Here is an 18,842-nt window from a genome sequence, read left to right on the forward strand (position 1 = left end):
TGGCTGGGATGATTGCGTCAGATGATGAGCAGCGGTTTCAGGCGGTGCTGGCCGCCGATGTGCGATCGACCCTCGAACTGCCCGGCGAAGAGGACGATAAGTATCGTCGCGGCGTCGTGCAGTTGGCGACGGGCTCGCTGACGTATCCGGGCGCGGCCGTGCTGAGCGCGCAGGCGTCTTGCCGCGCCGGCGCGGGCATGGTTCGTTACGCCGGCCCCGAGCGCGTCGCCGCGGCGGTGCTCGCCGTGCGGCCCGAGGTGGTGCACGGTCACGGCCAGTACCAGTGCCTCGTGATCGGCTCCGGGATCCCGGATGCCCGCGAGGACGACCGCGGCGGGCTGCTCGCCGAGGCGCTCGAGCGCGGTGTCCCGGCGATCGTTGACGCTGGGGCACTCTCGCTCGTCGAACCCGGCATGAAGGGCGTCGTCGTGACCCCGCACGCTCGCGAGCTCGCCGGACTGATGCGCCGGCTCGGTCTGGCCGACTGGTCGGCCGAAGACGTGGCGCGCTCCGAGGGAGAAGCGGCCATCGAGGCATCGGAACTGCTCGGCTGCACCGTGCTGCTCAAGGGCCGCGTCACCTATGTCGTCGAGGGGGCGGACCGCCGCAAGCTGCGTGCACCGAACTCATGGCTCGCGACAGCGGGCACCGGCGACGTGCTCGCCGGCATCATCGGCACGATTGTTGCCGGGCAGGCCGGCCGCGGCGCCCCGCTGTGCCTCGCGACCACCGTCGCAGCGGGAGCCTGGTTGCACGCCCGCGCTGGCTGGCTCGCGTCGCAGCGCAACGCGGGCATCGAGGTGGCACCGACGACGGTGCACGCGCCCCTGAGCATGCTCGACCACGGACCGCACGGGGGGCCGATCCTCGCGTCCGATGTCGCAACGGCGTTGCCCGGCGTGATCGCGGCCGTGCTCGCGAAATGACGACGAGAATCTTTGCCCCGGGCCGACCCCGCCGGTGGACGCTCGAGAACGAACTTTGGACCCTCTGGCTCCTCTTCATCGGCGTGCACGCCTTCTACGGCTGGGTCGCGTCTTGGCACCCTTCGGTGCCGTTTAACGATGTCACTGGCGTGTACCGCGGCTGGGTTGAGTCGGGTTTTGCCACCGGTTCATTCCCCGGTGTCCAGGAGGCGTTCGTTTACCCGGTCGGCGCGCTCGGTCCGATGCTCCTGACGAACCTGATCGGTCCAGGCGAGGCGTATGGCCTCGCGTGGATGATCATCGTCATCGTGCTCGACTGCATCGCGTTGTGGTGGCTCACGATGCGTCAGAACAGCAACGCCTCGGCCGGACTCCGGCGCGCGGCGGCGTGGTGGTGGCTCGCCTTCCTTGTGCTGCTCGGGCCCATCGCGCTCGGGCGCATCGACACCCTGACGGTGCCGATCGTGCTCATCGCGCTGCTTGAGATCCGCTCGCGCGTGCGCACCTCGGGCTTCTGGCTCACTATCGGGGCCTGGTTCAAGGTCTGGCCGGCCGCCGCGTTCGCCGGCGCATTCGCCATCATCGAGCGCCGCTGGAAGCTCGTGCAGGGCGCGCTCATCGCGTGCGCAGTGGTGCTGCTGCCGGTCATGGTGTTCAACGGTACCGACGGGCTGCGCAACGCCTTCAGCTTCGTCACCGGGCAGACCGGCCGTGGCCTGCAGCTCGAGTCCGCGGCCGCGAGCGTCTTCCTCGTGCTCAAGTCGCTTGGCAACAGCGACTACGAGGTGCGATTCGACTACGACATTCTGACGCAGCAGATCTCGGGCCCGGGCGTCGATCTCGTCGGTGACGTGCTCACGCCCCTCATGTTCGTGATGGTGCTGCTCCTGCTCGCCCTTGGGTTCTGGTGGCACCGCAAGGGCGCCGGCATTGCCCGCGTGTTCCCAGCGCTGCTGCTCGCGCTCGTCACCTCGTTCATCGTGTTCAACAAGGTCGGATCGCCGCAGTTCATGACCTGGCTCGCGCCGATCATCGTGCTCGGGCTGGTCTGGGATGGCCGCAGATTCGCGCCGCTCGCGTGGATCTCGCTCGTCATCGCGGGGCTCACCCAGTACATCTACCCGTGGTTCTACTGGACCGTCGTTGGTGCTGCACCGATCGGTGCGTTCGCGCTGTTCGTGCGCAACGCCCTGCTCGTCGTGCTACTCGTGTCCGCGGTCTTGTACATGCGACCGCTCAAGGCGGCGAGGGCCGTGGTTGCCGCGGACGCCGAACCGGCCGCGACCACGGACGACGAGGACGCGAGCTCCGAAGAGGGCACCCTCGCTAACTAGGCCGTTGCCGCCGCGTGCGGCGGCAACGGCTCGTCCGCGAGGAACGCGCGCACGGCGCCGCCGACCTCGCGAATCTCGAGGAGAAAGCCGTCGTGGCCGAACGGTGAGTGCACCGTGAACGCGACATCGCCGGTAACCGAGGTCGGGATTCCGGCGGCGATGCGGTGCTGGGTATCGATGCGAAAGAGCGTGTCCGAGTCGACGCCGATGACGAGGGTGCGGGCGCGCACCTGCTCGAGCGCCGCATCCACCCCGCCTCGGCCGCGACCGACGTCGTGCGTACTCATCGCGTTGGCGAGCACGATGTACGTGTTCGCGTCGAAGCGACGCGTGAATCGGTTGCCGTGGAAGTCGAGGTACGACTCAACCGAGTAGCGACCGTGGCCGCCCGCGGGTGAGACCGAGGACTGCCAGGCACGACCGAAGCGGTCCTCGAGTTCACTGTCGCTGCGGTAATTGAGCATGGCCATGCGTCGAGCCAGGGCGAGGCCGCGATATGGGCCCTCACCCGCGCCGGCGTCGTAGTAGTTGCCGTCGCGCCAGGCCGGGTCGAGCCGGATCGCGTCGCCCTGCAGGGTATTCTGCGCGATGTTCATCGCGTCGATCGCCGCGGGCGCGCAGAGCACGACGAGGTTCTCGAGGCGATCCGGGTACATGATCGCCCACTCGAGGGCCTGCATGCCGCCCATGGAACCACCGACGACGCTGTGGAACTTGCGGATGCCGAGGGCGTTTGCCAGGGCCGATTGCGCCCGCACCTGGTCGCGGATGCTCGTGCGCGGGAACCGCGCACCCCACTCGCTGCCGTCGGGCGAGATGGAAGCGGGACCGGTCGTGCCCTGACAACCGCCGAGCATGTTCGGCGCGATGACGAAGAGTTCGTCGGTATCGAACGGCATGCCGGGACCGACCATGCCGGGCCACCAACCCGCGCTCGCGTGGCCGGGGCCCGCGGTGCCAGCGACGTGCGTGTCGCCGGTGAGCGCATGAAAGATGAGTACCGCGTTCGAACGATCCTCGTTCAGCGTGCCCCAGGACTCGTAGGCAATGCGCAACGGCACGGTGCCACCCTGTTCGACGGTGAAGTCGTCGAGCGCGGCAAACTGCCGGTTGCCCGGGTGATCGCCCTCCAGCCACGCGCCGGTGGCAGGAGGACGGATCCGCGCCGGCTGACGGGTCTCGAGGTCGACGCGTTGCGAACGAACGCCGACCCGGAAATCATCGTCAGACCACTGCATCCCTGGAGTCTATTGCCTTCCCGTGCCTAGGCGGCGACCGCGGCCGCGATCGCCTGCTCGAGGTCGGCGATGATGTCGTCGATGTGCTCGAGACCGACGGAGAGCCGCACGAGACCGGGCGTGACGCCCGCCTCGAGCTGCTGCTCGGGGGTCAGTTGCGCGTGCGTCGTCGACGCGGGGTGCGTCGCGATCGAACGCACGTCGCCGATGTTCACGACGTGGCGGAACAGCTTGACCGACTCGACGAGGCGACGGCCGGCGTCGACGCCGCCGCGAAGCTCGAAGGCGAGCAAGCCGCTCGCGCCGTTTGGCGCGTACTTGCGTGCCAGCTCGTGCCACTGGTTGCCGGGCAGACCCGCGTAATTGACGCTGACGACGTCCGGGTGGCCATCGAGCCACTCGGCAACGGCTTGGGCATTTTGGACGTGTCGCTCGAGGCGCAGGCTCAGGGTCTCGATGCCCTGGAGCACCTGCCACGCTGAGGCGGGCGCGAGCGCCGCACCGACGTCCCGCAGTAGCTGCACGCGCGCCTTGATGATGTAGGCGATACCGTCTCCCACGGCCTCGGCGTACTTGAGTCCGTTGTAGCTGGGGTCAGGCTCGTTGAGGCCGGGGAAGCGCTCGGCGTGCTGCGACCAGGGGAACGAGCCGCCGTCGACGATGAGGCCAGCCACCACGGCGCCGTGACCGCCGAGGTACTTCGTTGCCGAGTGCACGACGATGTCGGCGCCGTGCTCAAAGGGGCGAATGAGGTACGGCGTCGCGACGGTGTTGTCGACGATGAGCGGCACGCCTGCCTCGTGGGCGACGTCGGCGACGGTGCGAATGTCCAGCACGTTGATGGCGGGGTTGCCGATTGTTTCGGCGTAGAAGGCCTTCGTGTTCGGGCGAACCGAGTTGCGCCACTGCTCGGGGTCGTTCTCATCGAGGATGAACGTCACCTCGATGCCCGCCTTCGCGAGCGTGTACTTGAAGAGGTTGTAGGTGCCGCCGTAGATCGAGGTCGATGAGACGACGTGGTCGCCTGCGCCCGCGATGTTGAGGATCGCGAGCGTTTCGGCGGCCTGACCGCTCGAGACCGCGAGCGCGGCGGTGCCGCCCTCGAGCGCGGCGACGCGCTCTACGAGCACGGCGGTCGTCGGGTTGGTGATTCGCGTGTAGATGTTGCCGGTCTCGGTGAGCGCGAACAAGTTCGCGGCGTGATCGGCGTCGTCGAAGGCGTACGCGGTCGTCTGGACGATCGGCGTGATGACCGAGTTGGACGAGGGGTCAATCCGCGTGCCCGCGTGAATCTGGCGGGTTTCGAAGCGCTGTGACATGAAATCTCCTAGAGGTGGCAGCGGTGACACGGAGGGGTGCCGGCGCACCCCAATCATCACCGAGGTGGCGAGGCCATGTGAAATCCACTTGTAATACGGAGACACCGGGTGTGGGACGATGGAAAGGTGACTGTGCTGTTGTCTGGAGGTGGCGACCGCAAGGCGGTGCGCCGGGTTGTTGATCGGCTCTGTCGAGAGCTTGCGAGTAAAGCGGGCGCCTCGCAGGCGCGGCTCGGCGTTCTCGCCGGCGGCGACCCCGTGACACGCGAGGTCGTCGACGCCGTAGCGCCGCCGCTCGGTGTCGACGCAGTGCACCTGCCCGAGACTCCGCAGACCGGCGACTTGCTGATGCTCGCGGGTGTCCTTGTCGGCGACGGGGACGCGGCGCAGCAGCTCATGGCGTTTGGCGAGACGATCAGCGATCTGCGCGGGCTGGTGCATCGCGGCGCCAGCTACGCCGGTATCGGCTCTGGCGCAGCCATCGCGGCGGAACAAGCGCTGCTGGGCGGTAGCGAGGTCGGCTCGGTGCCGGTCGCGCCGACGACGAGCGAGACCGAGCGCGAGGTTGAGCTCACCGCCGGGCTCGGCCTCATTGACCTCACGGTACTGCCGCACGCGGCGGCATCGGGTCGCATCGGCCTCGGCGTCGCGACGATCGAGGCCGGTCTCACTGATCGCATCATCGGGCTCGACGACGCGACCACCCTTTCGATCCGGGATGGCGCACTCGAGTTGCTCGGCCCGGGCAGCATGTGGGAGCTCCTGCGGACCGAGGACGGGGTACTCGTACGCACGAGTCGGGTCTCGGCGTGACGGCGAAGTCGCTGGGGGAGCTCGCCGCCGCGGGCGTGATCGCCGACGACTGGGCGGTTGCGCTCGAACCGGCGCAGGCCGAGCTGCGACGTGCGGGGGAGTTCCTCCGCAGCGAGCTCGCAGCCGGCCGCGAGTACCTGCCGGCGGCCGAGAACATCCTGCGCGCGTTCGCGCAGCCGCTTGCCGACGTGCGTGTCGTGCTGGTGGGCCAGGATCCCTACCCGACGCCAGGGCATCCGATCGGCCTGTCGTTTGCCGTGAACCGCGACGTGCGCCCGCTGCCTCGTTCCCTCAGCAATATCTATCGGGAGCTCGACGACGACCTCGGCATTGCGCCGGCCGCCCACGGCGACCTCAGCCGCTGGAGCGATCAGGGGGTGCTGCTGCTCAACCGTGTGCTCACCGTGCGGCCGGGGGCGCCGACGTCGCATCGGCGGCAGGGCTGGGAAGCCGTGACCGAGACCGCCCTGCGTGCGCTCGCCTCCCGCGGCACGCCGCTCGTCGCGCTGCTGTGGGGTGCGGATGCGCGCAAGGCGAAGGAGTTTCTCGGCGCGACACCGACGGTCGAATCCGCGCATCCCTCGCCGCTTTCGGCATCGCGCGGGTTCTTCGGCTCGCGGCCGTTCTCGCGCGTCAACGCGCTACTCGGAGAACAGGGCGCCGAGCCCATCAACTGGCGGGTCGAGGTACCGGAGGAATAGCCATGACTGAGCTCCACGAACTCACGGCCAGCGAGCAGGTGCGCCTGCTCGCGGTGGGCGAACTCACGAGCACCGAGCTCGCCGAGCACTATCTCGGCCGCATCGAGCGAGCGAACCCCACGCTGCGGGCCTTCACAACCGTCGATGCGGAACACGCACGGCAACGCGCGGCCGAGCTCGATGAGGCTGGCCGCCCGGGCGTGCTGCACGGCCTCCCGCTTGGCGACAAAGACCTCACGAACCGCGCCGGCGTGCCGACGAGCTACGGCTCGCGGTCAATGGCCGACTTCGTGCCGGAGGTCTCCGACCCGCTCGTTGAGACGCTCGACGCACACGGCGCCGTGTCGCTCGGCAAGACGAACACGCCGGAGTTCGGCTTCCCTTGCTACTGCGAGAACGAGTTGCCGGGCGGCGTCGCTCGCAACCCCTGGGACCTCGGTCGAGGCCCCGGTGGCTCGAGCGGCGGCGCCGCGGTCGCCGTGAGCGCGGGTCTGCTTCCGCTCGCGCCTGGCAGCGACGGCGGAGGCTCGATCCGTATTCCTGCCGCGGCGACCGGCCTCGTGGGCCTCAAGCCGTCGCGCGGCCGCGTGCCCGACGGCAGCGGTCTGGATGCGCTGGCCGGCCTCGGCGTCGCCGGCCCGCTCGCCCGCACGGTCGAGGATGCTGCGCTGCTGCTCGACGCGATGATCGCGCGGGACGCCGATGGTCGACCGGCGAACCGGTTTACGACCGCGGCCGCGAGCGAACCAGCGCGGAGCTATGTCGAGGCTCTGCGCAACGTCGACCGCAGCCCGCGCCTTCGCGTGGCCTGGAACACGTGGACTCCGTGGGAACCGAGCTACGAGATCGAGCTGGCCGCGGAGGCGATCGAGGCGTTCGAGACCGGGCTCGAAGCGGTCCGCGCGCTGGGCCACGAGGTGGCGGAGTTCACCCCGCCCGCGGCGCCGGAGTACTTCGACGCGTTCCGCGCCGTGTGGCGCGGGGGAGCGGCGGGTCTGCCGCTCGACGATGCCCAGCTCGACGGCGTAGAGGCGTTGACGGCGTGGCTCGTGCGCAGCGGCCGCGAGCTGCCCATCCAGGAGCTCTCGCGAGCGCTGTCGGCGCTGTCGGCGTTCGAGCGGCGCATGGTCGCCGCCTACGAACCGTTTGACGTCGTGCTCACGCCGGCGATGGCGATGCTGCCTCGGCTGCTCGGCTGGTTCGACCCGCACGACGGCGAGCGTAACTTCATGCAGCAGTGTCAGTACACGCCGTTTACGAGCTACGTGAACGTCGTCGGACTGCCCGCGATGTCGCTGCCGGTGTTCCAGGGGGCGCTGCCGATGGGCATACATGCGATTGGCCGCCCGGGCGACGAACTGACGCTGCTGCGCCTCGCGCGCGACCTCGAGCGCGAATTCGCTTGGTACGAGCGCAGGGCGCCGGGGTGGACCATCGCGGACTAGCCCCGGCGCGCACGCCGCAGCGCCGCCGCTCAGCTCGCCTTTCGGCGGCCTCCGCCCGTGCGCACGTAATTGCCGTCGGCAAGCCCGGCCTCAATTTCGAAGCGGTTCTTGAGCGGGTTTGAGCCGGCCAGGAAGTAGAGGACCGGGAACAGCATGCCGTATCGCTCCCACTGGCGCACGTGCCTGAGCTCGTGCCGCAGCACGCGCGAGCTCACGTTCGTGTCGGTGAGATAGACCCGGCCGATGCAGACGCCGCCCCGCTTGAACGCCCATTTGGGCAGCCCATGCAGCACGATCATGCCGTCGTGGCGCTCAATGCGACCAACCGACAGTGGCGCCCCGTAGAGGAGCGCCACCGCCGTGGCGAAGCGGCAGCCGAGTCGCGACAGTGGCGAATCGAGGGCAACTTCGCCGATGAGTTGTCGAAGTCGCAAGGGCTACTGGGTGATGCTCGACTGCGAGTTGCCCGACTTGAGCGCGGCGAGGCGAGCCTCGACCTCGGTCATCTGGCCGACGTTCTCGAGCTCTTCGAACTGCTTGTCGAGGCTCGACGCCTGCAACTCTTGCTGGCCACGGACACGAGCTTCTTCTCGACGTACCTTTTCCTCGAAGCGGCCGAGGTCGGTGGTGGGGTCGAGCACGTTGACCTTCGAGAGGGCATCGTTGACCTTGCCCTGTGCCTCGGCCGTCTTGGCGCGTGCCGAGAGCTCGTCGCGCTTGCGAATCAGCTCGTTGAGCTTGCCGCGCATGCCCTCGAGGCCGTTCTTCAGCTGGTCGACGACCTGGGTCTGCTGCTCGATCTGCGGGCGCGCCGTGTTGACGTTGCCCTCTTCCTCGACCTGGCGCTGAATCGCGACCTTCGCGAGATTGTCGAACTTGTCGGCCGACGCGGTGTCGCCGCTGTTGCGGAACTCGTCGGCCTTGTTCGACGCGGCGAGCGCCTTCTGGCCCCAGTCGCGCGCATCCTGCTCGTCCTGGCGCGCGTCGTCCTCGAGCATGCGCAGGTTGCCGATCGTCTGCGAAATCGCGGCCTCGGCGTCGGCGATGTTCGCGGAGTAATCACGGATCAGCTGATCGATCATGATCTGCGGGTCTTCCGCCTGGTCGATCAGGCTGTTGATGTTGGCACGAACAAGCTGTGAGATGCGGCCGAAAATTGACTGCTTCTGGGCCATGGGAATGCTCCTTGGTGATCGGATCGGTGGATGATCGTGAATTGAATTTATGTTGCGTGTCTGACCAGTTGGCTGATAGCGGCGATTAGCGGGTTCCGCCGCCCCCGCCGAAGCCGCCTCGGCTGCCGCCTCCGCCCGAGAAACCGCCGCCGCCTCCGCCGCCGCCGAAACCACCAAAGCCGCCAAAGCCGCTCCAGTCGTTGTCGTGGCGCCGCGACGAGCCCGAGTCGCTCAAGATGCCGCTGATGATGCCGCCGAGGATTGCCCCGCCCATGCTCGAAAGGAACTGGTCACCGCCACCGCTGTAGGAGTTGCGGTGTCGCCCGTAGCCTGCATGGCTCGTCGAGTCCCACGAGCTGAACGAGTACGTGTTGTCGACCTCTTGCTTGCCGGTGGAGAGCGCGGTGCGGGCGAGGTGATCGGCATCGTTCGCGAGCTGCAGCGCCTGCACCGGATCATCGTTGCGGAGGGCCTCGGCGCGGGCGAGCTGAGACTCGGCCTGGTCGAGGCGGGTGCGGGGCCCGGAGGACACGGCGCCGCGCTTCGAGTTGATGAACTGCGCTGCGGCGCTGATTTCCGCGCTCGCGTTGCGCAGCGCTTCGGGCAGCCGGGCGCGCGCGTGATCAACGCGCTCCTTCGCGTCGAGCAGGCCGCCGAGTGCGTCGTCGAGGCGACCCGCCACCGCGTGGAGCCGCTCGATCGTGCCCGCCGGGTCGGTGAATCGGCCCGCAGCCTGGTCGATGTCGGCGAGCAGCTTGCGTGCCTCGGTGACTGTTTCGGTCGTAGTCGCCGACGGCGTGACCGACGCGGTGCCGGTATGGTCTTCAACCTGCGCGAGCGTGCGCTTGAGCTGGGCGGCCTCGTCGGCGATCTGGCGGGGTGCTCGTTCAAACAGCTCGCGCGTGGCCGTGAGGCCCTTCACGAGCCCGTCGAACTGCGCGAATGCGTTCTCGGCGTCGGTGATATCGACGATCGCGGCGCCGGCATTGCCGGCCTCGGCGGATGCGGTGGCCCCCTCGATCTCATCGTCGGCGAGATCGAGCAACTGACCAGCCTGGCCGATGTCCGCGCCGATGCGGTCGCGCGCCGACTGGTCGTAGTGCGCATCCAAGCCGTCGAACCAGCCCGAAATCTCGGCGAGGCGCGGCCGGGCGGCCTCCGCACGCTGGCGCAGAGCGACGAGCAGCTTCGGTGCGTCGTTCTGCCGCACGCGGAGCTCCTGGAAGTGGCTGGCCTGGTCGCCGAGTCGCTTGGTCGCGGTGTCGGTGATGGTCAGGATGCGCTCGATCCACGCCTCGCGGTCCTCGGGAGCATCGGGGATATGGTCAAGCAGCTTGCCTTGGAGTTCGAAGGCCTCCTTCGACGCCTTCTTCGCCATGCCGAGCTCGTTTTGATACACCTTCACTTCGTCAGAGCCGAACTCGGCGCTCGCAAAGGCGACCTCCTCGTCGGACGACTTGATCAGGTTGTCCATCCGCACAAGCTGGATTGACGCCTGCTGCCGGCGCGCCTCGAGTTCGGCGGCCTGCTTCTGTTCGGCCTCGCGAAGTTGTTTTTGACGCTTGCGGCGGCCGTTGAGGAACACGATCGCGACGACGATGAGCACCACCAGCACGAGCACGCCGAGCACGATCGTGAAGACGTTTGAGTTCTCGCTGCTCGTGCTCGTGGCACCGGAGGTGTCGCTGCCCGAGCTCCCGGACCCGCCGGAGTACGAGCCGTTCAGTGCCTGCTCGAGTTCGCTCGCCGCCTGCACCGCGGCACCGACGAAGTCGCGCTGGTTCACGAGCGGCAGGATGTCGTTCTGAATCGACTCGCGATCGGCGCTTGACAGCGAGAGGCTCTGGTCGACGTTGAGCCCGTACTCGCCTGCGTCAGTGCCGATGTAGAGAACGATGTCGTTGATGCCGAGCTGGCTGTCGAGGGCGACCGCGCTCGCCCAGTCATTGCCGACGTTTGGGTTCTCAAAGGTGCTGACGATGACCACGTAGAGGCTGCTGCCCGTGGCGGACTCGAGGCTCGCCGAAGCGTCTTCGATCTCAGAGATGTCGCTGTTCGAGAGGGTGTTCGTCGTGTCGGTGACGAGCCCAGTCAGTTCCATCGGCTCCTCCGCCGATGCGCCCTGCGCGGGGAGAAGCGCGAGGCAACTCGCCAAGAACAGCGACAGCAACAGCGCAGCGGTACGGCGGAGTGTGAGCATCCAGTCCCTCCAGATGTCGAGCCTCATCGAACCGGGGGATTCGAGAGGAATCGAACGTAGTCCCTACCGAAACTAGGGCACGATGCGGGGATCTATCTGAACCCCTCAGCCGAGCCAGCGCGGCGACGCGACGAGGTGAACAATTGGTGTACCCCTGCGTGTGGCTAGTCACGCCGTAGGCCCCGGGCTAATATCTGGTGGCGAGATGGAAATGACTATCTCGGAGAAATAAATATGCGCAGTGATGAATTACTGAATCAACAGTTCCGTTCAACCAAGTACTCCTACGGGTACGACCAGCGAGAAGTAGACACATTCATCGACCGGGCGGCCGCCACGCTCAAAATCTATGAGTCTGGCACCGTGCACAGCGACATCCGCACCAGCGATGTCGGTCTCGAGCATCCGCCGATCACCTCGCAGTTCGTCAACAACGTTCGGTTCACCCCCACGCACCTCAGCGAGGGGTACGACCAGCACGATGTGGACGACTTCCTCGACCGACTCGCATCGGCGTTCCAAAACCTGGAAGCCCCCGAACCGCGAGACTAATCACGCTCCACAACCCGACATGGCCACCGTGACGCAGAAGGCGCCTGCCGACTGCTATAACGGTGGCCATGTCACTTCTTTCCCCACGCGTCCTCATCGTCGACGCGACCATGCTGCGCGCGGACACGCGCTTCACCGGCCAGCTCGAACCCCTCAGCCAGCAGGTCGCGCGCGTGAGCGAGGCGGCGCAGCTGACGCCCGAGCGGCTCGCGATCGGTGACGCCACCGCCGAGGAGGTCGAGGCTGCGTATGAGCGCGCCGATGCGATCGTCGTCATGGGCGGCGAAGACGTGACGCCGAGCCTCTACGGCATGGACACCGACTACCCCGAATCGGGCACGCACCTGCGCGAGGCGGATGAGCGCAGCTGCGAGCTCATCCGTCGCGCGATCAGCGACGGCATCCCCCTGCTCGGGATCTGCCGCGGTCTGCAGCTGCTCAACGTCGCCTGCGGCGGCACGCTCGTGCAGCACCTCGAGAACTCGGATGCGCACCGCTACCTTCCGCCGCGCGACGGCGACTTCATCCGGCACCCGGTCGACATCGATGCGGGCTCGCGGCTTGCACAGTACCTGGGGGAGCATCTCGAGGCGGTGGAGTCGGCGCACCACCAAGTCGTGGCGGAGCCGGGCCAGGGACTGCGCGTCAGCGCGCACGCCGAGGACGGCACCCCGGAGGGTCTCGAGCACGTGAGCGCGCCGGTCTTCGCGGTGCAGTGGCACCCAGAATCGGAGTCGAGCGAGCCCTCGCAACTGCCCGCCCTCTTGACCGGGCTGCGAGCCGAGGTTCGCGAACGCGCGTGAGGGTTCGCTAGTGACAACTGAGTGCCCCCGACAGGAGTCGAACCTGCGACCTACGGTACCGGAAACCGGCGCTCTATCCACTGAGCTACGGAGGCGAACAAGCGACAAGCGTAGCAGCAACCGGGCACGCAACTTGCGTACGATTGAGCGTGATGACTGACCAGAACCTTTCGCACGTCCTTGCTGCCGCCACGACCGCAGCGCTTTCCCGTCACGATGCCGGTGCCGTTGAGCTCAGCGACGATGACCTGAAGCTCGAGCGTCCGCGTAATCGCGAGCACGGCGACTGGGCCTCGAATATTGCGATGCGCTACGCGAAGCGCGTGGGCACGAATCCCCGCCAGCTCGCGCAGGAGATCGCGGAGGGGCTCGAGGGTGACCCGAGCGTCAAGCGCGTCGAGGTTGCTGGCCCCGGCTTCATCAACATCACGCTCGACGAGGCGGCCGCGGGTGCGCTCGCGCTCAAGATCGTCGAGGCGGCAGGCTCCTACGGCACATCAGCCGCGCTCGCCGGTCACAACATCAACCTTGAGTTTGTGTCGGCGAACCCGACCGGCCCCATCCACCTCGGTGGTGCCCGCTGGGCCGCCGTCGGCGACTCGCTCGCCCGCGTGCTCATTGCGGCCGGTGCACAGGTGACCCGCGAGTACTACTTCAACGACCACGGCGCGCAGATTGACCGCTTCGCCAAGTCACTGCTCGCCGCGCACCTCGGCGAGGCAACGCCCGACGACGGCTATGGCGGGGCGTACATCGCCGAGATCGCCGCCGCGGTCGCCGACGAGTTCGCCGACGAGCTGGCTGCCGCCGAGTCGCGTGAGGCGCAGCAGGAGTTCTTCCGAAGCCGCGGCGTCGAGCGCATGTTCGGCGAGATCAAGCAAAAGCTCGAGGACTTCCGCGTGGTCTTCGACGTCTTCTTCCACGAGGACTCGGTGCACGAGGACGGCTCGGTCGCCCTCGCGGTCGAACGACTCAAGGAGCGCGGCGAGGTGTTCGTCGAGGACGGCGCGACGTGGCTTCGCTCGACCGACTTCGGTGACGATAAGGACCGCGTGATCATCCGGTCGAACGGCGAGCCCACCTATTTCGCGGGCGACATCGGTTACTACCTGAACAAGCGCGAGCGCGGCTTTGACGAGTGCATCATGCTGCTCGGTGCCGACCACCACGGCTACATCGGTCGCCTCATGGCGATGGTGTCGGCATTCGGCGACACCCCCAACGTGAACCTGCAGGTGCTCATCGGCCAGATGGTCAATCTGGTGAAGGACGGCCAGCCGGTGCGCATGTCGAAGCGTGCGGGCACGATCGTCACGCTCGACGACCTGGTGGATGCGGTCGGTGTCGACGCTGCACGCTACGCCCTCGTGCGTGGTTCGACGAATTCGTCGATGGACATCGACCTCGACCTGCTCGTGAGCCGCACGAACGACAACCCCGTCTACTACGTGCAGTACGCCCACGCGCGCACCCGCGCCGTCGCGCGCAACGCCGAGGCGGTGGGTATCGACGGCAGCGGCTTCGACCCAGCGCTGCTCGCGCACGCGAGCGAGAACGAGCTGCTCGGCCAGCTGCGCGAGTTCCCCCGCATCGTTGAGTTTGCGGCGCTCGAACGCGAGCCGCACCGTGTGGCCCGCTACCTCGAAGACCTGGCCGCGCGCTACAACCGCTGGTACGACCAGACCCGCGTGCTGCCGCAGGGCGACGGCGAGGTTGAGGCGCTGCACCACAGCCGCTTCGTGCTCAATCAGGCGGCCTCGCAGGTGCTGCGGACCGGGCTTGAGCTGCTCGGCGTGACCGCGCCGGAGCGCATGTAGCCGATGGCAGCAGCGCGTCGCCGCACCCGACCCGGCATCATCGCGGCGATCATCGTGATCGCCGTGGTGGTGCTGCTCGTCGTGGTCGAGATCGTCGCTCGGGTGCTCGTCGGCCGCATCACGGCGCAGGAGGTTGAGCAACGACTGCCCGACGGGCTCTCGGCTGACGTCAGCGCGGCCGCGACCGGCACGTGCATCACGTGCGAGTTACTTGGCGGTTCGCTCTCGGGCATCCACGTAACGAGCGACGACGTGACGTTTGGCGACGTGACCGGGGCCGCGAGTGTCGACGCGCACGACGTGAAGCTCGGCTCGCCGATCACGGTGGGCAGCCTGAACGGCTCGATTGGCATCGACGAAGACGAACTCAATGCACTGCTGCAGGAGGTGGCGGCGCAGTCGGGCATCGAGATTCACTCAATCGAACTGCGCGACGACGGCATCTCCTACGGCACCGAGGTCGAGGTATTTGGCGAGACAGTCGGGCTCTCGGTCGTCGCCAATCTCGAACCCCGCAGCGGTGGTCGCCTGCGCGTCGTGGCCGAGGAGGTCTCGATCACTTCGGGCCTCGGCTCGGCGCAGGTCGAGCTCGATGCCGATCGCTTCAGCTTCGAAATGTGCCTGGCCGAACACCTCCCTGCCGAGGTGCAACTCACGAGCGTGCAGCCCTCGGCACAGCACGTCGACATCAGCTTCCGCAGCACGAGCGCCATTCCGCTCGACGACACCGCGTTCGCCGAGCTCGGCAGCTGCACCTGACCATTGGCCCCCCAAGTAGGATGACGAGGATGCACGCCTCCGAGAACGCACCGCTCGCGCCCGACTGGCTCGAGCTGCCCAGCGACACCGCAACGCTTGACGACGGGGTTTGGCCCGTCACAGCGCGTCGCACCGATTCTGGCGAGCTCGAACTCGGCGGCGTCTCCGCGGCCCAGCTGCTGGCGGCGCATGGCTCGCCGCTCTATGTCATCGACGAGCAGGATGCGCGAGGTCGCGCCGCCCACACGCTCGGCGCATTCACCGACGCGTTTGGCGCCATTGGCGCCGAGGTCGAACTCCACTATGCGAGCAAGGCGCTGGTGACCATCGATATTGCTCGGTGGATGGCGGAGGCCGGTCTGGGCCTCGACGTCGCAAGCGGCGGCGAGCTCGAGGTCGCGCTGGCGGCGGGCGTCGACCCGGCCAAGATCGGGATGCACGGCAACAACAAGTCGCGCGCCGAGCTCGAGCGCGCGGTCGGCGCTGGCGTCGGCTGCATCATCATCGACTCGATGGGCGAGGTTGCGCTGCTCGCCGAGGTCGCAGCCCGGTTGGGCCGCATCCAGCCCGTCATGGTGCGCATCAACGTCGGCATTCACGCCTCGACGCATGATTACCTCGCGACGAGTCACGAAGACCAGAAGTTTGGCCTGACGCGCGAGGCGGCGATTGACGCCGTGACGCGCATCCGCGCGAGCGAGTCGCTCGAAATCCTCGGCCTGCACTCGCACATCGGTTCGTCGATTTACGAGTCCGAGGGCTTCGGCGCCGCGGCCAGCCGGCTCATGCTCCTGCGCGCGCAGCTACTCGCCGACGGCCCGGTGCCCGAGGTGAACCTCGGCGGCGGGTTCGGCATCAACTACCTGCCGAGCGACCAGGCGCCCGACGTGCGCGAGCTCGCCCGCGGGATTGCGGCCGAAGTTGAGCGCGTCTGCGACGAGACTGGGAGCAGCCTGCCCCGGTTCGTATTCGAACCCGGTAGGTCCATCGTAGGTCCGTCGGGCGTGACGTTGTACACCGTCGGTTCGACGAAGATCGTCACGGTGCCGGGGGAGTCCGGCGGCGAGCGCGAGTACATCGCGGTCGATGGTGGCATGAGCGACAACATCCGCCCCGCCCTCTACGGTGCCGACTACTGCGTGCGACTCGCGAATCGGGTTTCGGACGCGCAACCGCGTCTCGTGCGCGTCGTGGGCAAGCACTGCGAGTCCGGCGATATCGTGGTGAACCATGATTACCTTCCCGGTGATGTCACCGCGGGGGATCTGCTCGCCGTGCCCGCGACCGGCGCCTACGGCTGGTCAATGGCGAGCAACTACAACTATCTGGAGCGCCCGGCAATTGCCGCGGTGCGCGACGGAGTCGCGCGAGTTCTCGTGCGGCGTGTGACCATCGATGACCTGCTGGCCTACGACGCCGCATGGAATGGAAAGGCGAGCTCGTGAACGAACAGCGCACCGTGAAAGTCGCGCTCCTCGGAGCCGGTTCCGTTGGGAGCCAGGTGGCCCGACTTCTGCTGGAGGACGGCGAGGAGTTTTCACGCCGTGCCGGCGCGAAAATCGAGCTCGTCGGGATTGCCGTGCGCAATCTTGATTCGAAGCGCGACGTTGAGCTCCCGCGCGAACTGCTGACCACGGACGCCGAGAACCTCATTCTTCAGGCCGACTTCGTGATCGAGCTCATGGGCGGCATCTCGCCCGCACGCGAGCTCATCACCCAGGCGCTCGAGTCCGGCGCCGACGTCGTGACCGCAAATAAGGCGCTGCTCGCGAGCCACGGCCCCGAGCTCTTCGGCATCGCAGAACGTGTGGGTGCTCAGCTGCACTACGAGGCGGCCGTCGCTGGCGCGATCCCGATCATCCGCCCGCTGCGCGAGAACCTCGCGGGCGACCGCATCGAGCGCATCCTCGGCATCGTCAATGGCACGACCAACTACATTCTCGACCGCATGTATTCGAAGGGTGACACGTTCGAGGAGTCGCTGCGCATCGCGACGGAGCTCGGCTACGCCGAGGCCGACCCGACCGCCGATATTGAGGGCTACGACGCCCAGCAGAAGGCGGCGATTCTCGCGTCGATCGCGTTCCACACCGAGGTGCCACTCGAGCAGGTGCACCGGGAGGGCATCACGCAGGTCACGATCGAACAGATCGAGGATGCGAAGCGCGCCGGGTTCGTCGTCAAGTTGCTCGCGATCTGCGAGCGGGTGCCCGGTGCCGACGGCGCCGAGGCGATTTCTGCCCGCGTGTACCCCGCGCTCGTTCCCGAGGCGCATCCGCTCGCCTCGGTGCACGGTGGCAACAACGCCGTGTTCGTCGAGGCCGCGGCGGCCGGCCCGCTCATGTTTTACGGTGCGGGCGCCGGCGGCATCCAGACCGCATCCGCGGTGCTGGGTGACCTCGTCTCGGCCGCTCGCCGGCACGTGCTCGGGGGCCCCGGCCTCGGCGAGTCGATGGATGCGAACCTCACCGTGCTCGACTCGGGCGAGATCCGCACTCGCTACCACATCGCCCTCGGCGTGACGGATGCGCCCGGCGTGCTCGCCGAAGTCGCACGCACGTTCGCTGAACACCACGTCTCGGTGTCGACGCTCGAGCAGGCGCGCACTGAAGACGATCACGCTGCGACGATCGTCATTGTGACGCACCTCGCCACCGACGGCGCACTGCAGCGCCTCGTGGAGTCGCTGGGTGAGCTCGATGTCGTGACGCGCATTGCCGGTGTACTTCGCGTCGAAGGAGGCGCCGAGTGAGCCGCGTGACGGAGGGCGCGAGGGCCCACGTACGAGTTCCCGCCACGAGTGCCAACCTTGGCCCGGGCTTTGACACCCTCGGCCTGGCACTCGCGGTCTACGACGAGCTTGAGGTCGAGGCGCTCGCGCCCGGGCGCTACGAGTTTGAACTCTCGGGCGTCGGTGCGGAAGCGGTCCCTCGCGACGAACGTCACCTCGTGATTCGCGCGATGCAGCACACGTTCGAGAGGCTCGGCTTCGATATGCCGGGCATCCGACTGCGTGCGGTGAACTCGATTCCCCACGGCCGCGGACTCGGTTCCTCGGGGGCGGCCATTGTCTCGGGCGTGCTCGCCGCATCCGGCCTCATCTCCGATCAGCGCACCGTGACCGCCGAGGAAATGCTCTGGCTCGCGACCGACCTTGAGGGGCACCCCGACAACGTCGCTCCTTGCCTGTTCGGCGGGCTGACGATTGCCTGGATGGACGCCGACGAGCAGGCGCATTCGAAGCAGCTCGCGGTGCATCGCGGTGTCTCAGTGCTGGTGCTGGTGCCCGACGAGACGATGTCGACCAAGGTCGCACGCTCGCTTCAGCCCGAGCACGTGCCGCACGCCGATGCGATTTTTAACCTCTCGCGCTCGGCTCTCATGGTCGCCGCGATGATTCAAAGTCCCGAACTGCTCTTCGACGCCACCGAGGACCGCCTGCACCAGACGTACCGCGCCGCGGCAATGCCGAAGACGAAGGCGCTCATCGACGCGCTGCGCGAACAGGGGCTGGCCGCGGTAGTCTCGGGTGCCGGGCCAAGCGTGCTCGTGCTCTGTGATGACCCGGGTGCACGCCTTCGAGCAGCCGAAATTGCCGCCGCTCGTACTGACACGACATGGCGCGCGCTCATGACCGCCGTTGACGTTCAGGGTGCTACAGTTGGTGCGGCTGCGGGCCAGGCGACATCAGCGCCGCTCGGTTAGCTCGGTCGCACTTCTCGCGATCGGCATCCCGCTTCGCCATTTCTCCCGACCGGTG

General features: G+C 67.6%; 17 protein-coding genes and 1 tRNA gene. 12 read left to right on the forward strand and 6 right to left on the reverse strand.

Annotated elements, in window-relative coordinates:
* The first annotated feature begins 8 nt into the window (after positions 1-8).
* Both QM019_RS00295 and QM019_RS00300 read left to right on the forward strand, forming a co-directional pair.
* A complete protein-coding gene (locus QM019_RS00295) occupies positions 9-926 on the forward strand; it encodes an ADP-dependent NAD(P)H-hydrate dehydratase (protein WP_125106095.1) in 918 nt (305 codons plus the stop codon).
* Positions 923-2,260 carry a glycosyltransferase 87 family protein gene (locus tag QM019_RS00300; RefSeq protein ID WP_125106094.1) on the forward strand — a complete coding sequence of 446 codons (1,338 nt, stop codon included), beginning with the start codon at positions 923-925 and terminating at the stop codon, positions 2,258-2,260. The genes QM019_RS00295 and QM019_RS00300 overlap by 4 nt, the downstream gene beginning before the upstream one ends.
* Here the strand turns inward: QM019_RS00300 and metX are convergent.
* Entirely contained in the window at positions 2,257-3,498 is a 1,242-nt protein-coding gene (gene metX, locus QM019_RS00305) for a homoserine O-acetyltransferase MetX (RefSeq protein ID WP_282851429.1), read from the reverse strand. The genes QM019_RS00300 and metX overlap by 4 nt on opposite strands.
* Positions 3,499-3,524: 26 nt before the next feature.
* The gene (locus QM019_RS00310) at positions 3,525-4,817 is read right to left on the reverse strand and encodes a bifunctional o-acetylhomoserine/o-acetylserine sulfhydrylase (protein WP_282851430.1); all 1,293 of its coding nucleotides are present in this window, start codon (positions 4,815-4,817) and stop codon (positions 3,525-3,527) included.
* A gap of 132 nt (positions 4,818-4,949) precedes the next feature.
* On the opposite strand from QM019_RS00310, the gene QM019_RS00315 reads away from it, so the two are divergent.
* The 3 genes from QM019_RS00315 to QM019_RS00325 are packed head-to-tail and all read left to right on the forward strand — an operon-like array spanning position 4,950 to position 7,776.
* A complete protein-coding gene (locus tag QM019_RS00315) occupies positions 4,950-5,630 on the forward strand; it encodes a type 1 glutamine amidotransferase family protein (protein ID WP_125106091.1) in 681 nt (226 codons plus the stop codon).
* On the forward strand, positions 5,627-6,331 hold the full coding sequence (locus QM019_RS00320) for a uracil-DNA glycosylase (protein WP_282851431.1): 705 nt from the start codon (positions 5,627-5,629) through the stop codon (positions 6,329-6,331). Before QM019_RS00315 ends, QM019_RS00320 begins: the two co-directional genes overlap by 4 nt.
* 2 nt (positions 6,332-6,333) lie before the next feature.
* Entirely contained in the window at positions 6,334-7,776 is a 1,443-nt protein-coding gene (locus tag QM019_RS00325; RefSeq protein ID WP_282851432.1) for an amidase, read from the forward strand.
* A gap of 29 nt (positions 7,777-7,805) precedes the next feature.
* Here QM019_RS00325 and QM019_RS00330 read toward each other — a convergent pair whose 3' ends face one another.
* The 3 genes from QM019_RS00330 to QM019_RS00340 form a co-directional block, all read right to left on the reverse strand.
* Positions 7,806-8,210 carry a Fe-S oxidoreductase gene (locus tag QM019_RS00330; RefSeq protein WP_125106088.1) on the reverse strand — a complete coding sequence of 135 codons (405 nt, stop codon included), beginning with the start codon at positions 8,208-8,210 and terminating at the stop codon, positions 7,806-7,808.
* Positions 8,211-8,213: 3 nt separating this feature from the next.
* Complete coding sequence (locus tag QM019_RS00335; RefSeq protein WP_282851433.1) at positions 8,214-8,951, reverse strand: PspA/IM30 family protein; 738 nt, start codon at positions 8,949-8,951, stop codon at positions 8,214-8,216.
* Positions 8,952-9,036: 85 nt separating this feature from the next.
* Complete coding sequence (locus QM019_RS00340) at positions 9,037-11,052, reverse strand: TPM domain-containing protein (protein ID WP_282851434.1); 2,016 nt, start codon at positions 11,050-11,052, stop codon at positions 9,037-9,039.
* Positions 11,053-11,385: 333 nt separating this feature from the next.
* On the opposite strand from QM019_RS00340, the gene QM019_RS00345 reads away from it, so the two are divergent.
* Together QM019_RS00345 and QM019_RS00350 are read left to right on the forward strand one after the other, a co-directional pair.
* The gene (locus QM019_RS00345) at positions 11,386-11,703 is read left to right on the forward strand and encodes a DivIVA domain-containing protein (protein ID WP_282825912.1); all 318 of its coding nucleotides are present in this window, start codon (positions 11,386-11,388) and stop codon (positions 11,701-11,703) included.
* A gap of 68 nt (positions 11,704-11,771) precedes the next feature.
* Positions 11,772-12,506, forward strand: coding sequence for a gamma-glutamyl-gamma-aminobutyrate hydrolase family protein (locus tag QM019_RS00350; RefSeq protein WP_282825914.1), 735 nt, complete (start codon positions 11,772-11,774; stop codon positions 12,504-12,506).
* Between the two features lie 22 nt (positions 12,507-12,528).
* On the opposite strand, the gene QM019_RS00355 is transcribed toward QM019_RS00350, so the two are convergent.
* A tRNA-Arg gene (locus tag QM019_RS00355) sits at positions 12,529-12,601 on the reverse strand.
* A gap of 57 nt (positions 12,602-12,658) precedes the next feature.
* Here QM019_RS00355 and argS point away from each other — a divergent pair.
* Genes argS through thrB form a run of 5 tightly spaced genes read left to right on the forward strand, consistent with a single transcriptional unit; the run spans position 12,659 to position 18,787 of the window.
* On the forward strand, positions 12,659-14,323 hold the full coding sequence (argS, locus tag QM019_RS00360) for an arginine--tRNA ligase (protein WP_125106084.1): 1,665 nt from the start codon (positions 12,659-12,661) through the stop codon (positions 14,321-14,323).
* Positions 14,324-14,326: 3 nt separating this feature from the next.
* Positions 14,327-15,082 (forward strand): LmeA family phospholipid-binding protein, encoded by a 756-nt coding sequence (locus QM019_RS00365; RefSeq protein ID WP_125106083.1) that lies wholly within the window; start codon positions 14,327-14,329, stop codon positions 15,080-15,082.
* A gap of 29 nt (positions 15,083-15,111) precedes the next feature.
* The gene (gene lysA / locus QM019_RS00370; protein WP_282851435.1) at positions 15,112-16,527 is read left to right on the forward strand and encodes a diaminopimelate decarboxylase; all 1,416 of its coding nucleotides are present in this window, start codon (positions 15,112-15,114) and stop codon (positions 16,525-16,527) included.
* Positions 16,524-17,834, forward strand: coding sequence for a homoserine dehydrogenase (locus QM019_RS00375; protein WP_125106081.1), 1,311 nt, complete (start codon positions 16,524-16,526; stop codon positions 17,832-17,834). Before lysA ends, QM019_RS00375 begins: the two co-directional genes overlap by 4 nt.
* Positions 17,831-18,787 (forward strand): homoserine kinase, encoded by a 957-nt coding sequence (gene thrB / locus QM019_RS00380; protein ID WP_282851436.1) that lies wholly within the window; start codon positions 17,831-17,833, stop codon positions 18,785-18,787. Before QM019_RS00375 ends, thrB begins: the two co-directional genes overlap by 4 nt.
* Positions 18,788-18,842: the final 55 nt, after the last annotated feature.

The organism is Gulosibacter sediminis (assembly GCF_030011715.1).
GTDB lineage: Bacteria > Actinomycetota > Actinomycetes > Actinomycetales > Microbacteriaceae > Gulosibacter > Gulosibacter sediminis.